Annotated in this window: 14 protein-coding genes and 1 pseudogene; 3 read left to right on the forward strand and 12 right to left on the reverse strand. The window is 77.4% G+C overall.

The window, feature by feature from the left end:
• Window positions 1-54: 54 nt before the first annotated feature.
• Window positions 55-1368, reverse strand: a complete 1314-nt coding sequence (locus OJ254_RS14245) for an NAD(P)-binding domain-containing protein (RefSeq protein ID WP_265362630.1) — start codon at window positions 1366-1368, stop codon at window positions 55-57.
• A gap of 408 nt (window positions 1369-1776) precedes the next feature.
• Between OJ254_RS14245 and OJ254_RS14250 the strand changes: the two genes are divergently transcribed.
• Window positions 1777-2646, forward strand: coding sequence for a glycoside hydrolase family 26 protein (locus tag OJ254_RS14250; RefSeq protein WP_423835891.1), 870 nt, complete (start codon window positions 1777-1779; stop codon window positions 2644-2646).
• A 17-nt stretch (window positions 2647-2663) separates the two neighbouring features.
• Here the strand turns inward: OJ254_RS14250 and OJ254_RS14255 are convergent, their stop codons facing one another.
• The 10 genes and pseudogenes from OJ254_RS14255 to OJ254_RS14295 form a co-directional block, all read right to left on the reverse strand.
• Window positions 2664-3797 carry a GNAT family N-acetyltransferase gene (locus OJ254_RS14255; protein ID WP_265362631.1) on the reverse strand — a complete coding sequence of 378 codons (1134 nt, stop codon included), beginning with the start codon at window positions 3795-3797 and terminating at the stop codon, window positions 2664-2666.
• Window positions 3794-4480, reverse strand: coding sequence for a YveK family protein (locus tag OJ254_RS14260; protein ID WP_265362632.1), 687 nt, complete (start codon window positions 4478-4480; stop codon window positions 3794-3796). The genes OJ254_RS14255 and OJ254_RS14260 overlap by 4 nt, the downstream gene beginning before the upstream one ends.
• 20 nt (window positions 4481-4500) lie before the next feature.
• Window positions 4501-5737: pseudogene (locus OJ254_RS14265) on the reverse strand (glycosyltransferase).
• Entirely contained in the window at window positions 5734-6621 is an 888-nt protein-coding gene (locus tag OJ254_RS14270; protein ID WP_265362633.1) for a polysaccharide deacetylase family protein, read from the reverse strand. Before OJ254_RS14270 ends, OJ254_RS14265 begins: the two are co-directional and overlap by 4 nt.
• Window positions 6611-8287 (reverse strand): lipid II flippase MurJ, encoded by a 1677-nt coding sequence (locus OJ254_RS14275; protein WP_423836015.1) that lies wholly within the window; start codon window positions 8285-8287, stop codon window positions 6611-6613. The genes OJ254_RS14270 and OJ254_RS14275 overlap by 11 nt, the downstream gene beginning before the upstream one ends.
• Window positions 8227-9207, reverse strand: coding sequence for an O-antigen ligase family protein (locus OJ254_RS14280; RefSeq protein WP_423835892.1), 981 nt, complete (start codon window positions 9205-9207; stop codon window positions 8227-8229). Before OJ254_RS14280 ends, OJ254_RS14275 begins: the two co-directional genes overlap by 61 nt.
• A gap of 26 nt (window positions 9208-9233) precedes the next feature.
• A complete protein-coding gene (locus OJ254_RS31595; protein WP_423835893.1) occupies window positions 9234-9620 on the reverse strand; it encodes a hypothetical protein in 387 nt (128 codons plus the stop codon).
• Window positions 9617-11113, reverse strand: coding sequence for a sugar transferase (locus tag OJ254_RS14285; RefSeq protein ID WP_265362635.1), 1497 nt, complete (start codon window positions 11111-11113; stop codon window positions 9617-9619). The genes OJ254_RS31595 and OJ254_RS14285 overlap by 4 nt, the downstream gene beginning before the upstream one ends.
• Complete coding sequence (locus OJ254_RS14290; protein WP_265362636.1) at window positions 11110-12258, reverse strand: glycosyltransferase family 4 protein; 1149 nt, start codon at window positions 12256-12258, stop codon at window positions 11110-11112. The genes OJ254_RS14285 and OJ254_RS14290 overlap by 4 nt, the downstream gene beginning before the upstream one ends.
• 116 nt (window positions 12259-12374) lie before the next feature.
• Window positions 12375-12596, reverse strand: a complete 222-nt coding sequence (locus OJ254_RS14295; protein WP_265362637.1) for a hypothetical protein — start codon at window positions 12594-12596, stop codon at window positions 12375-12377.
• Between the two features lie 245 nt (window positions 12597-12841).
• Between OJ254_RS14295 and OJ254_RS14300 the strand changes: the two genes are divergently transcribed.
• Both OJ254_RS14300 and OJ254_RS14305 read left to right on the forward strand, forming a co-directional pair.
• On the forward strand, window positions 12842-13192 hold the full coding sequence (locus OJ254_RS14300; protein WP_265362638.1) for a chaplin: 351 nt from the start codon (window positions 12842-12844) through the stop codon (window positions 13190-13192).
• 162 nt (window positions 13193-13354) lie between these two features.
• Window positions 13355-14215 (forward strand): spermidine synthase, encoded by an 861-nt coding sequence (locus tag OJ254_RS14305; protein WP_265362639.1) that lies wholly within the window; start codon window positions 13355-13357, stop codon window positions 14213-14215.
• A gap of 33 nt (window positions 14216-14248) precedes the next feature.
• Here the strand turns inward: OJ254_RS14305 and OJ254_RS14310 are convergent, their stop codons facing one another.
• A complete protein-coding gene (locus tag OJ254_RS14310) occupies window positions 14249-14815 on the reverse strand; it encodes a hypothetical protein (RefSeq protein WP_265362640.1) in 567 nt (188 codons plus the stop codon).
• Window positions 14816-14918 lie beyond the last annotated feature (103 nt).

Here is a 14918-nt window from a genome sequence, read left to right on the forward strand (position 1 = left end):
ATGTCGGTCTGCCATGCCGGCGTGCCGTTCCCGTCTGCCGGGCGGCGGGGCCGGCTAGACGGCGGGCTCGTCGGCCGGGGCGTCCGGGGCCGGGGCGTCCGGGGCCGGGCCGCCCGCGGGGGCCGGGGTGGGGGCCCCGGCCGGGCGGGGGATGGTGGCGGTCCGCTGCCGGTCGCCGAGCCTGCGCCGCACGCCGCGGACCACCCGTGCCGCGGTGAAGGCCGCACCGTGGACGAAGCGCATCGACGGGCCGAAGGACGGCGCGGTCAGCAGGCCGGCGAAGAACAGGCCGGGCCAGGAGGACTCGAACCCGGGGCCGAGTTCGGGGGCGCGGCTGCCGCCGACCGTCCGCAGGGTCGTGCGCACCCGGGGGTGGAGCAGCCGCAGCCGTCCCACGTCAGGGGTGAAGCCGGTGGCGGCCACCACATGGTGGGTGTCGAGGGTTTCGGTACTCCCCTCCGTATGGGTGAGATGGAGCCGCACGCCGTCGCCGTGCGGGACCGCGGCCCGGAGCCGGTGGTGGAGCAGGAGTGGTACGGCGGATTCGAAGCGTTCGCGCAGCCACCAGGCGCCGGCCGGGCCCAGCGCGTTCTCGGCGAGCCGTACCCGGGTCGGCGACGGCAATCTGCGTACCGCCCAGGGGAGTTGGGACCACGCCCAGTTCGGCCAGCCGGTGCCGAGGGCGCTGTGCGGGTCGCGCGCGGCGCGCAGCCGGCCGCGGTCGAGGGGCTGCGGCGGGGTGTTCCAGCGCAGCCGGTCGGCGCGGGCGACGACGTGGGTGCGGGCGCCCTGTTCGGCGAGCAGGGTCGCGGTCTCCAGGGCGCTCTGGCCGGAGCCGATGACGGTGACGTGCCGGCCGGTGAAGCGGGACAGGTCGTGGTGGTCGCTGCTGTGCGAGGCGAGTTCGGCGGGGAGGTCGAGCAGCGGCCAGGGGCGGTGGGCGAACGGCGGCAGGCCGACGGCGAGGACGACGGTGCGGGCCGCGATCAGCTCGCCGGTGTCCGTCGCCACCAGGAAGCCGTCGTCGCCGTCCGGGCGGACCGCGGTGACGATGGTCTCGTCGATCTGCGGTACGGCCCGTTCGGCGAACCACCTGCCGTACGCGGTGAAGGTGTCGAGGGGCAGCGGGACGCCGTGCTCGGCGGTCAGATCGTGGGCGGCGCAGTAGCCGGCCAGGGTGTGGCCGCCGGTGGGGGAGGAGAGGCTGGAGGCCCAGGGCTCGGATGTGAGGAGCGTGCCGGCGGGCATGTGGTCGCGCCACGAGGCCATCGGCCGGCCCAGGACCCGCAGCCGCAGTCCGGCCGCCGCCGCGTGTGCGGCGATCGAGAGTCCGTAGGGGCCGGCGCCCACCACCACGAGGTCGTACATGGGTGTCTTCCTGCTCTTTCTGGTTGCTGTCTTCCGGTTGCAGGTTGCTGATTGCTGCTCGTCCGTCGTCGGTCGTCGGTTGACCTTCGCTGGACCGGGTGGGGGACCGGGGGGCGCCAATGGGCTACCGGAATGCGTTCCGGCGCGGCGTCCGGGCTATCTCCTTGGTGCCGTCCCGGGACGCGTCCTGAACGGCCGTCATGTGTCAGCGCACCGGACCGCGGGCGTCCGCGGAGGAGCCACCGGAGGCACCATGTCCCAGCGCAACCGGCGGAGGGCGGCAGCCACCGCGGCCGGCGCGCTGCTGGCGTGCCTGCTGGTCGCCGCCCGGGGGTGTCCGCGACCGGACCGCCGCCCCCGGTACCGCTGGGGGCGTTCCTCGGGTCCGACGCCCGCGGGGTGCGGCGGATGACGGCGCTCCGGCAGTGGCTCGGCGGCACCGACGTCCGGGTGGGCCACACCTACCTGCCCGGCAACAACTGGTCGGACATCGAGGGCGACCCGGCGTTCCTGTGGCCGTGGACGGTCTGGCGGCACGGGGCGCCCGGCCGGCTGTTCGTCCTGAACGTGCCGATGATGGCGCCCGCCGAGGCGCGGCTGCCGGACGCCGAGGTGCGCCGGCTGCTCGGCACCGCCGCGGCGGGCGGCTTCGACGGGCACTTCCGCACCCTCGCCCGGCGCCTGGTCGGTGCGGGCCTGCCGGACACCGTGCTCACCCTCGGCTGGGAGATGAACGGCATCACCTACACCCACCGCTGCGCGCCCGACCCCGTGGCGTGGAAGGCGTACTGGCGGCGGATCGTCGCCGTGATGCGGTCGGTGCCGGGGCAGCGGTTCCGGTTCGACTTCGCGCCGAGCCGGGGGCGGGACGCGATCGGCTGGACCCTCTGTTACCCGGGCGACGACGTCGTGGACGTCCTCGGCATGGACTCCTACGACCAGCCGGCCGGGGAGACCTTCGACGCGATGGTCCGCGAACCGTACGGGCTCAAGGCCCAGGTGGACTTCGCGGCCGCGCACCGGAAGCCGATCTCGTACCCGGAATGGGGCCTGTTCCGCAACGGTGACAACCCCGGCTTCGTGACCCGCATGCTGGACTGGATGGCGCGGCACCCGCCGCTCTACCAGACGATCACCGACTATTGCCCGCACGGCGTGTGGCAGTGCCGGGCCAACCCGCGCGCCGCACAGGCGTACCGGCAGGTGCTGTACGGCGTGCCGGACGCGGCCGGGCCCACCGGGACGCCGCCGCCCGTTCCGGCGCGGCCTGTCGGATAAGCGGTGGTCCGGGGAGGTCATGGCCGGCCGGTGCCTCTCGCGGGTACGGCGCCGAGCCGGGTCCGCAGGCCGCGCAGCGAGGTCATCCGGTCGCGGGCCAGGCCGGCGGCCAGCGCCCGGCAGGTGATCCGCGCGGCGTACAGCCCGAGCGCGGGTGCCTGCGCGCGCCGGGCCAGCAGCAGCCGCTGGTTGGTCACCGGCACCGGCCGCCAGTGCAGCTTGTACGGTTCGGTGCCGCGCAGCAGGCTCAGCGCGCCGCGGCCGGTGTCCACCACGTGGCGCGCGTCGTGGCGCATCAGCATCGTGGTGATGTCGACCTTCCGGTCGCGGAGTTCGGGGTCGGCGCCGTAGAGGTAGCCGCCGGCCAGGTCGGCGGACATCAAGAGGATGTCGGCGGCCATCACCCGGCCGTCCACCCGGTACTCGGTCAGCACGGCGTCGCCGCTGCCGACCATCTCCCGGGTGGCGCGCGCCAGATGGGCGGCGAACCGGGGCCGCAGGTGCTCCGGCGTCACGCCCCGGCCCTGCCACTGCAGGCCGTGCAGCCGCAGCATGGTGCGCACCGAGGAGGGCACGTCCCCGGCCGGGACGGTGCGTTCCTCGATGCCCAGCGCGTCGAGCCTGCGGAGCTTGGCGCGGACCCGGCGGGCCCGGGGCCCGGCCAGCCGGCCCACCAGGTCGTCCATCGGCATCCCGGGCAGCTCCAGGGTGACCGAGTCGGCGAGCCGGCGGCGCGGGCCCGGCCAGGCCGCGTACAGGCGCTCGGCGGCGGCCCCGGGCCGCACCTCGCGCAGGTCCACCAGCGCGCCGCGGGCCGCCCGGTGCACCCCGGCGGCGAGTTCCGCGGCCGCCGGCCCGGGGCAGGAGTCGTCCAGCAGGACGTCGGAGAAGTCCGAGATGGCGCCGCCGAGCGGCACCAGCACGGGCAGCGGACGGTAGGTCAGCATCAGCGGCGCCGCCGCCACCAGCCGCCCGCCGCGGCGCACCAGCACGATCCGCAGCCGCCCCGGCGTCCCGTACGAAAGCCACCACGAGTGCAGCCAGGAGTGGCTCTGGAACGGGGTGGCCGCCCGGCAACGGCCGTGCAGCGCCCGCCAGTCGGCGGCCAGCGCGGCGAACGCGGCCGGGTCGCGGCAGACCGTCGTGGTCATCGCACCGCGTCCTCGGCGGCCGGTACGGCGCCCGCCTCGATCGCGGCGTGGGCCGGGGCCGGGACCGATCCGCCGGCCCGTACCGCGGGGCGCCGGTCGCGCGGCCGGACCAGCAGCACCAGCCCGCCCAGCAGGCCGCCCGCCGCGCCGCCCACCGCGGTGGCCAGCGGTGCGGACGGCGAGACCGGGTCGTCCGGGGCCGAGGCGCGGGCGAAGACCAGCAGGTGGGCGCCGGTGCGGGCGGCGGTGCGGTTGCCGGTACGGGCCAGCGAGCGGCTCACCGCGTTGGCGAGGCCGGCGGAGGCGGCCGGGGTGCGCGCGGTGCCGGTGATCTCGATCATCGGGGCGTCCGGTGAGGTCGCCGCCCGGATGCCGCCGCGCAGTGTGCCGAGCGGCAGGCCGGAGTCCCGGTGCGCGTCGGCCAGCACCGCGCCGCTGGTGGCGATCCGCCCGTACGCCTGGGCGAAGCCGAGCGCGGCGGCCGGGTCGGTGGCCTTGCCGGGCACCACGACGACATAGCCGGTCGCGGCGTACCGCGGCGGCTCGACCGCCTGGTACACCGCCCCGCCGGCCGCGCCGAGCAGGGCGCACAGCGGCACCGGCCACCAGCGGGGCAGCGGGCCGAACCGGTCCCGCAGCCGGCGCAGCGCGCCCCGCGGCCGTTCGGTGGGGGCATGGTTCACGGTCCCGTGCACGGCGCCGCCTACCGGTTGGTGAGCGTGGACGGGGCGGGCGCCGGTGCCGGGGCGGCGGCGCGCCACCGGGCCGCGGCGGTGGCCAGGGCCTCCTCGTAGACGTCCATCAGGGCCTCGGCGCTGCGGGCGATGTCGTAGCGGCGCACCACCGGCGGGACCGGCAGCCGGCCCGGCCCTGCCGCCGCAACTCCCGTAGTGACGTGGCCAGTTCGTGGACGCCGGGGCTGAAGCGGCGGGCGCCGGGGGCCTGGTCCTCGGGCAGTTCGTCGACCGCCGGGCAGCTGCCGTACAGGACGTGCAGCCCGGACGCCAGCGCCTCCAGGACGGCCAGGCCGAACGCCTCCTCGGGGGACGGGGAGACGAACACGTCGATGGCGGAGAGCAGGCCGGGGATGTCCGGCCCGCGCCGGGCGGTACGGGGTCGGTGCCGCCGGTGCGGGCCCAGGCGTCGGCCCGGCCCGCGGCCAGCGCGCCGAACGCCCCGTCCCGCGCGCCGAGGAGGTGGATCCGGTCGCCCGAGCCGAACTGCTCGGCCATCCGCCGCAGCATGTCCCGCTCGGGCCCCTCGCCGGCCAGCAGCAGGTGCACGCCGGGGAGCTGGGTCACCGCGCGGACCAGGACGTCGAACCGCTTGCCGGGCACCAGCCGGCCCACCCCGCCGACCACGAAGGCGTCCACCGGCAGCCCGAGGCGGGTGCGGACCAGCGCCCGGGCGGCCGGGTCGAAGGCGAATCGGTGCGCCTCGATGCCGTTGGGGACGACGTGGATGCGCTCGCCGGGCACGCCCCAGCGGCGCAGCCGGGCCGCGACGGTGTCCGACACCGCGACGGTCGCCGAGCCCAGCCGTTCGGTGGCCCGGTACAGCCCGCGCACGCCGCGGGTGAGCCGGCGGCCCTCGATGACCGCGTCGCCGAGGGAGTGCTCGGTGGCGACCACCGCCCGGACGCCGGCCAGCCGGGCGGCGATCCGGCCGTAGACGCAGGCCCGGTAGAGATGGGTGTGGACGACGTCGTGACCGCCGGCGCGGATCAGCCGGGCCAGCCGGGGCAGGGCGGTCAGATCGCGGTTGCCGGTCATGCCGAGGTGGGTGACGGGGGTGCCGTCGGCCTCGATGCCCGCGGCGACCGGGCCGGGATCGGTCAGGGTGACGACCTCGCACGTGGCGGGCAGCCGGCGCAGCATCAGCCGCAGCTGCTGCTCGGCGCCGCCCACGTCGAGGCCGGTGATGACGTGCAGGACTTTCACCGGGTGCCTCCAGGAGTGGCGGTAGCGGCCGGGGATTGCGGGGTGCCGGGCCCGGACGGCGTCGCGGGTCCGGCGAAGGGGGTGTCGTCGGGGGGCAGGGCGCGGCGGCGCAGCGGGTGCAGGGCCCGTTTGAGGGAGAGCCGCCAGGGGGTGTCGGCGGCGCCGATGTGCACCCGGGGCAGGGCGTGCCGGCCGGTGAGCGGGCCGGGGTCGAGGGCGCAGGCGTAGGCGTAGCCGGCCGCGCGCACCGCCGCGACGGCCCGGGCGTCGACCCCGCCGTACGGGTAGCAGAAGCCGTCCGGGGCGCGGCCGGTGAGCTCGGCGAGCCGGGCCCGGCTGACCGCGGTCTCCCGCTCCCGGGTGACCGGGTCGGCGGTGGTGAGGTCCTGGTGCAGCAGCCCGTGCGAGCCGATCTCCATCCCGGCGGCGGCGACCGCGCGGATGCCGTCCTCGGTCAGCAGCGGTTTGCGCGGGCCCCTGGGGTCCCAGGAGTTGAGTCCGCCGGCCCGGCCGGGCAGTACGAACACCGTGGCGGTGCAGTCGTGCCGGCGCAGCAGCGGCAGCGCGCCGGTGAGGAAGTCGGCGTAGCCGTCGTCGAAGGTCAGCCCGACCAGGCCGGCGCCGTGCCCGGCGGCCCGGGCGCGCAGCAGCTCGCCGACCGCCACCCCGCGCAGCCCGCGGTCGCGCAGCCAGCGCAGCTGACGGTCCAGCAGGCCGGGGGAGACGGTGATCCGGTAGGGGTCGTCCGCGCGGCCGGCGGTGCCGGTGACCGAGTGGTACAGCAGGATCCAGGGCGGGGCGCCGCGGCCGTTGCGGAGGCGGACGGCGGTGCGGCCGGGGGACGGCGGGGCGAGGGCGCGCTGCGGCGGCGGTTCAACGGGCATGGGCGAGCTTTCCTTTGACGACGACGAGCAGGTGCCGGACCTCGGGGGCCCGAACGGCGAGGGCGGTGCCGGCGAACACGGCCGGCACCAGCAGCGCGCCGGCCGCCGCGCCGAGCAGCGGGTCGGCGGGCAGCGCGGCGAGCGGGCCGCCCACCGCGACCGCCGCGGCGGCGGCGACGGCCAGCCGGCCCAGCCCGGTGGCGATCCGGCGCACCGGGGCGGCGACGACCCGGGTGCCGAGTCCGTGCAGCAGCAGGACGGCGGTGGTGGTGATGCCCGCGGCGTTGGCGGCCGCGAGGCCGGGCGCGCCCCAGCAACGGGCCGCGGGCAGCCCGGCCCCGGCGGTGACCAGCAGCCCGGCGGCCATCGCGCCGGCCGGGTACCAGGTGGGCCGCCCGGCCGCGAAGAACGGCCGGATCAGCGCCCCGGCCAGGGTGTGGCCGAGCAGCCCGAGCGCGTACACCCGCATCACGGCCGCGGTGGCGGCGGTGTCGGCGGCGGTGAACGCCCCGCGCTCGAAGAGGACGCCGGTGATCTGCGGGGCGCAGGCGGCCACGTACGCGGCGCCCAGCAGCACCACCAGCCCCGCCAGCGTCAGGTCCCGGACGGCCCGGCGGCCGGCCCGCGCGGCCTCCCCGTCGGCGACCGCCCGGGCCACCACCGGGAAGGTGACGGTGCAGAGCATCAGCGACAGCACCATCGGCATCTGGGCGACCTTCTGCGCGTAGTTGAGGTGCGAGATGGCGCCGGCCGGCAGACCGGAGGCGAGGAACCGCTCGACGAGGACCTGTGCCTGCCGGCCGACGGCGAAGCAGACGACCGGCGCCAGCAGCCCGGCCACCGGCAGCCCGGCCGTCCCGCCCGGGACCGCCCGGCGGAGCCGTGGCCGCGGCAACGCCCGTACGGAAGACGGGAGTTGGACGGCCACTATCAGCGCGCCGCCGAGCGCGACCCCGGCCGCGGCGGCCCGCACCCCCCAGCGGGCGTGCAACGCCAGCATCGTGCCGATGATCGTGAGGTTGTACGCCACGTAGATCGCGGCGGGCGCGGCGAAGCTGCGGTGGGCGCGCAGCGCCGCGCTGAGGTAGCCGGCGACGCCGAAGGTGAGGACGGTCAGCGCGGTCAGCCGGGTGCAGTCGACCGCCGCGGCCGGGTCGGCGAGCCCCGGCGCCAGCAGCCGGACGAGCAGCGGGGCGCCGGCCGCGAGCAGCGCGGAGCCGCCGGCCAGCGCGGCGCACAGCCGGGGGAGGGTGGCGCTGAGCAGGGCCCGTACCGGGTCGGCGTCGGCGTCCCGCGATCCGGGGGCCGCGGCCCGCGCCGCCAGCGCCCGGCTGAACGCGGGCACCAGCAGCAGCGCCATGCCGTCCTCGATCAGCAGCGTGGCCGCCGTCTCGGGCACCGTCCAGGCGACCAGGAACGCGTCGGTGGCGCCGCCGGCGCCGAACAGCCGGGCCAGGGTCTGGTCGCGCAGCAGACCGCCCAGCGCACCGGCGGCGGTCAGCCCGGCGGTGAGCGCGGCGGCCCGGGCCAGGGAGCGGCCGAGCGGGGCGGCGGCACCGGGCGCGGCCGGCGCGCCGCCCCGGCGCACGGCGGCGGGGGCCCCGGTCACCGCGCCGCCGTCCCGCCGCCCGGCACCGGCCACCGGCCGGGCGCCAGCGCCCACCAGCCGACCAGCCCGAGCGCCACCGCGGTCAGCACCGTCGACGGCCCGCCGATGTCGGCGGAGAGGAAGTCGACGGCCTGCCAGACCAGCAGTCCCGTCGCGGCGAGCCCGCAGTCCGTGGCGCGCCGCCCGCGGCGGGCCGCGCGCAGCCGCCGCACCCCGCCCACCAGCAGCACCGCCCAGCCGCCCACCAGCGCGGTCGCCCCGATCAGCCCCTGCTCGGAGAGCGCCAGCAGGTACATGTTGTGCGGGGAGAGCAGCGGCTCGCGCCGGAAGGCGACCCCGGCGCCCGCGGAGTCGCCGCCGGACGACAGGCCGAGCGAGGCGTGGCCGTCCCGTTCGGCGGGGAATTCCTTGAGCCCGGCGCCGGTCAGCGGCTGGTCGCGCCAGATGCCGGCCGCGGCGGCCCAGAGCGCGTAGCGGTCGGTGACCGAGCGGTCCGGGGCGTCGGGGACCGCGACGATGCTGGCGACCCGTTCGCCGAGCAGACCGGAACCCGTTCCGGTCCCGCCGGCCAGCACCACGGCAGCGGCGGCCAGTACGGCCAGCGCCAGTACGGCCAGCACCGGTACGGCGACCCGGGCGCCGGCCGCCAGCAGGACGGCCGCGCCGGCCACCGCCGTGGCGATCCAGGCGCCCCGGCTGAACGACAGCGCGAGCGGCACGGTCAGCACCGCGGCGCAGGTCAGGGCGGCCGGCCGCTGCCAGCGCGGGGCCCGCGGGCCGGGCGCCAGGCCGAGGGCGAGCGCCGCCGTCAGGCCGTAGCCGACGGCCGTGGCCATCCCCATGACGTCCAGCGGCCCGAAGGTGCCGACCGCCCGCACCTCGCGCCCCATATAAGAGGCACCGGTCGCGGTCAGGTACTGGTGCACGCCGATCGCGCCCTGCACCAGGGCGAGCAGCACCAGGGCACCGGCCAGCACCCGGAAGTCCCGGGCGTCCCGCAGCGTCAGCAGCAGCGCCGCCGGTACCAGGACGAAGATCTGCAGATGGCGGACGAGACCGGGCAGACTCGCGGCCGGGTCGGCGGAGGTGACGGTGGCCAGCGCGAGCGCGACGACCGGCGCGCCAGGACCAGCGCCGCGGTCCGGCCGAGCGGCCGGGGCCGGTGCCGCAGCAGCCGCAGGCCGCACACGACCACCAGGACCGCGGAGGCGGCGTCGGCCGGGGTGACCGTGCCGGCCGCGGTGACCGCGGCGGTGTCGGCGGGCGCGCACAGCAGCACGACCGTCGCCAGCGCGGGGAGCAGCGGCGCGCCGTGCCGGGCCGGCGCCCGGACCCGGGCCGCGGCGCACCACGGCCCGGCCGGGACGGACGCCGCCGCGCCCGCGCTCATCCGCGCTCCCGCCGCAGCAGCGCGCCGGCGGTGCGCAGCAGGATCCGCAGGTCCTGCCCCAGCGACCAGCTGTCGATGTAGAGGTTGTCGAAGCGGGCCCGGTCCTCGATGGAGGTGTCCCCGCGCAGCCCGTGCACCTGCGCGAGCCCGGTCAGCCCGGCCGGCATCCGGTGCCGGGCCGCGTACTCGGGGTACTGCCGGCTGAACCGCTCCACGAAGAACGGGCGTTCCGGGCGCGGGCCGACCAGGCTCATGTCGCCGCGCAGCACGTTCCACAGCTGCGGCAGCTCGTCCAGCGCGGTGCGCCGCAGCAGCCGGCCGACCCGGCTCGTCCGGCCGTCGTCCGGCACGGTCCAGCAGGTGGCGGGGTCGTGGTCGTCGTCCGGGCGCAGGGTGCGGAACTTCAGCAGGGTGAAGGGGCGTCCGCCGCGGCCGATCCGCTCCTGCCGGAAGAGCACGCCGGGACCGTCGGCGAGCCGTACCGCCAGCGCACAGCCCAGCAGCAGCGGGGCCGCGGCCAGCAGCGCCGGCCCGGCGAGGGCCAGGTCCAGGGCCCGCTTCCGCCGGCCGCCGGTCCGCGGCGGGGTGGTGTCCAGCGGACGGCAGGCGAACCCCCACAGGTGGTCGGTGCCCGGCTGTGGCGGCCGGCCCTCGCGGCCCGCCGCGGCGCCGGCCAGCCAGATCGCCGAGCCCTGGTCGACGAAGCGGCGCAGCAGCGCGGCGGTGTGCGGATCGCCGTACGGCGGCACGGTGAACACCGCGTCGCGGACGGTGTTGCCGATGACGGACCGGGTGATGTCCTGGAAGGACGTCAGCCGGGGCAGCCGACGGGCCGCGCCGCCCGTGGGCACCTCGGCCGGGCCGGGCACCACCGGGGCCGGCGGGACCAGGCCGACCGGGCGCATGCCGTACTCGGGGTGGGCCAGCAGCGCGGCGGCCAGCTGCCGGGCGGCCGGATCGGGGCCGACGACCAGCGTGGCGCGCGGCCGGCGGCGGGCCAGGTTGCGGCGCGCCCGGTGGACCATGGACCGGCCGCCGCACACCAGGAGGGAGTGCGCGGCCACCGTGCAGCCGAGCGCGGTGAGCGGCAGCGCCCGCCCGGGTGCGACGGCGGCGAGCAGCGCGGCCGCCGCGCACCAGCACACCAGGGCCCGGCCCAGCAGCGCGGGCAGATCCTGAAGGACGCTGGGGGCCGGGCCCGGGCGGTAGAGCCCGGCCTGGATGTGGAGCAGCAGCAGCGCCGCCACGAGGGCGCCGAGCACGGCCGGCCGGATGCCGGGGCCCAGGGCGAGCGGTGCCGCGCCGACGACGGCGAGCACGTCGACCGCCACCAGCGGGACCACCCGCCGCCGCCGGCCGCGGCCGGCCCGGGGCGGGGGCAGCGGCTGCCACTGGGGGCCGCGCGGCGGGTGGACCACGGGCGCCGCCGGGCGGGCCGCCGCCGGCGGCCGGACCCGGGCGGCGGGGTGCGCGTCCGCGCTCTCGGTCGTCATCGTCCGCTCCGCTCCCCGCGCTCCGGGCCGGCTGCCCCGAGCAGTTCGCGGTACAGCGCCGCGACCGCGGCCGCGGTGCGCCGTACGTCACCGGCCGCCCGGGTGTGCGCCAGGGCCCGGGCGCCCAGTTCGGTGCGCAGCCGAGGCCGGGTCAGCAGCCCGCGGAGCGCCTGCGCGAGCGCGGCCGGGTCGCCGGCCGGCACCAGGCAGTGCGGCGCGGCGCCCGGCGGCAGGGCCTCCCGGGCGCCGCCGACGTCGGTGACCACGACGGGCCGGCCGCAGGCCATCGCCTCCAGCGGGGCCAGCGCCATGCCCTCCCAGCGCGACGGCAGGACGGCCAGATCGGCCACCCGGTACCAGGGCACGGTGTCCGCGGCGGCGCCCGCGAACCGCACGCCGGGCGGCGCCCCGGCCTTCAGCCGCGCACGGTCCGGGCCGTCACCGACCAGCACCAGCACGGCGTCCGGGACCGCGGTGCGCACCGCCGGCCAGGCCCGCAGCAGCGTCCGCTGGTCCTTCTGCGGGCACAGCCGCCCCACGCACACCACCAGTGGGGCGTCCGGCGCGAGTCCGGCGAGCGCGGGCAGCGAGCGGCGCAGCGCGCGGCGGGCCGCGGCGTCGTCGTACGCGGGGGAGCAGCGGTGCAGGTCCACGCCGTTGCGGACCACCGCCCACCGGCCGGGCACGCCGGCCGCTTCGCCCCGCCGCCGCTCCGCCTCGCTCACGCACAGCACCCGGTGTGTCCAGCGCGCGGCGTACCGCTCCCAGCCGACCGCCAGCCGCGCCGCCGTCCCGCCGACCGCCTCGAAGGACCAGGCGTGCGGCTGGTGGACCGTCGGGATCCGGCCCCGGACGGCCAGCCGGGCGGCCAGCCCGGCCTTGGTGCTGTGCGCGTGCACAAGGTCCGGGGACAGCCGCCGGATCAGCCGGGCCAGCCGCCCGGTCTCGCCGGGCAGCGCCGGGCCCGGGGCGCGGCGCGCGGGCCAGGGGGCCACCTCGGCGCCCGCCGCCGCGGCGTCCCGCAGCAGTGCGCCGTCCGGCGGCGCGGCCACCACGGTCCGCAGGCCCGCGGCGACCTGGGCGCGCACCAGGTCGGCGACGACCCGGGCCACCCCGCCGTCGACGGGCTGGGAAACGTGGAGCACCGTTGGCCGTTCACGGGACCTCAGCTCTTGCGCCGCCACGCACCGCTCCCCTGATCACCGGGCCGACAGAACTCTTTTCCGGCGGAATTCGCCGTGGAATTCCCGCAGCGCGCCGCTCAGCGCCGGGTATCGGTCTGCACGAAGAGCGCGCCGAGCAGATATCCCGGCCGGTGCGCGGAGAAGCGGAAAGCGAGCCGGTCGCCGCCGGACCGCAGGGCGGGCCGGAGGTCGAATGCGAAGGCCGGCGCGGCCGCCGTGGGAGACAGGGCGGCCGGCAGCGCCAAGGCCGCCGGCGCGCACCCGAGGCCGCGCCCGGTGCGGTCCATCGACTTCCGCATGTCTTCCTCTCCGACTTCTATCAGTCAAACAGGAGAGCACTCTGACAGAAATCATGTTGGAAACCGCGGCAGGCACGCGCGCATCCGGGACGGCGATCCCGAACGGCGGAATGCGGCACTGAAATGGCGGAGCGATCTTTATGCCAATAGGGTTAACCACCTCCTGTAGGGGTGGACGCCTGCGTCTTTGACGTATTTCGTTCGTTGTGACCGGTGCCCCATTCGCGAACTGAAAGGAGAATGGGATGAAGCGGTTTATCAAGACCGCCGCAATGGCCACGGCCAGCTGCGCACTCGTACTCAGCGGCGCAGGGATCGCATCCGCCAGCGGGGACGGCCACAACGGCCACAACAGCCGTCACGGCCGCCACCACGGACACCACCACGGTCGTCACATCGAGCGTTACGACCACCGTGGCTTCTACGGCCACCACAGCGGTGCCAACGCATATGGCTTCGCCGCGGGCTCCCCGGGCATCCTGAGCGGTAACAACGTCCAGGTGCCGATCAACATCCCGATCAACATCTGCGGCAACAGCCTCAACATCGCCGCGCTGTTGAACCCGGCATTCGGGAACGTCTGCATCAACAGGTGACCCGACCGCCGGTCCGTACGGACCTCGGACCGGCCCGGTTCGTGGTGCAGTCGGCGGATCTCCCCTGACTTCGGTCCGGGGTGGTCCGCCACTCCACCTCTCCACCGTCCGCCCGCCCGACCTGCGTCGGCGTCCTCGGGGGCACCGGCGATACTTGACCGCATGGCGAAGAGCAGGCGCGGGCGCGGCGGCGTGGAGTCCGTCACCGAGACGGTGGACGGCGGGCTCGCCGAGCTGCGGCCCGACCGGGACCGGCCGCGCGGCTGGACCCTGCTCCTCGACGGCGCCCCGCAGTCCCACGTGGACCTCGACGACCCCCGGCGCCTGGACTTCTCGTACCAGCGGCGGCTCGGCCACATCGCCGACCTCGCCGGACCGCCCGGGCAGCCGCTGCGCGTCGTCCACCTGGGCGGCGGCGCACTGACCCTCGCCCGCTACGTCGCCGCGACCCGGCCGCGCTCCTCCCAGCAGGCCGTGGAGATCGACACCCCGCTGGTGGAATTCGTCCGCCGGCAGCTGCCGTGGGACCGCACCTGGCGGATACGCATACGCGGCGGCGACGCCCGCGCGGGCCTGGCCAAGGTCCCGGACGGCTGGGCCGACCTGGTCATCGCCGACGTCTTCCGCGGGGCCCGCACGCCGGCGCACCTGACCAGCACCGAGTTCGTCGCGGACGTCCGGCGCGCGCTGCGCCCCGGCGGCCACTACGCGGCCAACCTCGCCGACGGCCCGCCGCTCTCCTTCCTGCGCGGCCAGATAGCCACCGTCCACACGGTCTTCCCCGAGCTCTGCCTGATCGCCGACCCCGCGGTGCTGCGCGGCAAGCGCTTCGGCAACGCCGTCCTGCTGGCCGCCGGCACCGCCCTCCCGGTCGCCGAGCTGACCCGCCGCGCGGCCACCGACCCGCAGACCGGCCGGGTCGAACACGGCAGGGCGCTGGCCGACTTCACCGGCGGCGCGGCCCCGGTCACCGACGCCACGGCCGTCGCGTCCCCGGCCCCGCCGGCCGGCACCTTCACCTGAGGGGCGGGTGCGGGCGGCGCCCGCCGGGGCGGCTCACGTCGCGTTGTTGCTGGTCTCCACCGTCGGCGGATGGCCGTTCCAGGTGCAGATCACCGAGGCGTGCCCGCCGCCGCCCGTGAAGTCCACCCGGATCCACCCCTGCTGCTTCCACACCTGCATCTCCCAGCCCGAGTTCGGCGTCGCCGACACCAACTCGGCCGCGGAGCCGCCCAGATCGAAGACCACCCGGCCGCCCGAGGTGGCGTAGCTCTTGACCCGGCCGTCGGAGGCTCCGTACGGGCCGCCCGGCGCCGTGGTGGGCGGGCGCTGCGAGCGGGTGCCGCCGGTGTGCGAGGGCGTGGGCGACGGGCCGGTGGTGGACGGCCGGTGCGGGGCCGGGGCGGACGGTTTGGGGCGGTGGGTGGAGGAGGCACGGGGGGTCCCGTCGCCGTCGGCCTGCGCCCCCGAGGACACCTGGTCGGAAAGGGGCAGCGCGCGCGGCGCGTCGTAGGCGGTGCCGGACAGCACGGTGTGCACGCCGAACCACGACAGCGTGACCGCGGCGCCGGTCGCCAGCGTCCAGGCCGCCGCGTGAACCAGTCCTCGTTGCATCCGGCTCATACTGCACCACCGGACACCCCCGTCGCAGCCCGCGGGAGTGGGTGGGAGGTACCGCTCCGGCGTCAACCTCCGGTAAAGGAACCTCCCTCCGATGGCGTACGGT

Source organism: Streptomyces endophytica (assembly GCF_026153355.1).
Taxonomy (GTDB): Bacteria; Actinomycetota; Actinomycetes; order Streptomycetales; family Streptomycetaceae; genus Streptomyces; species Streptomyces endophytica.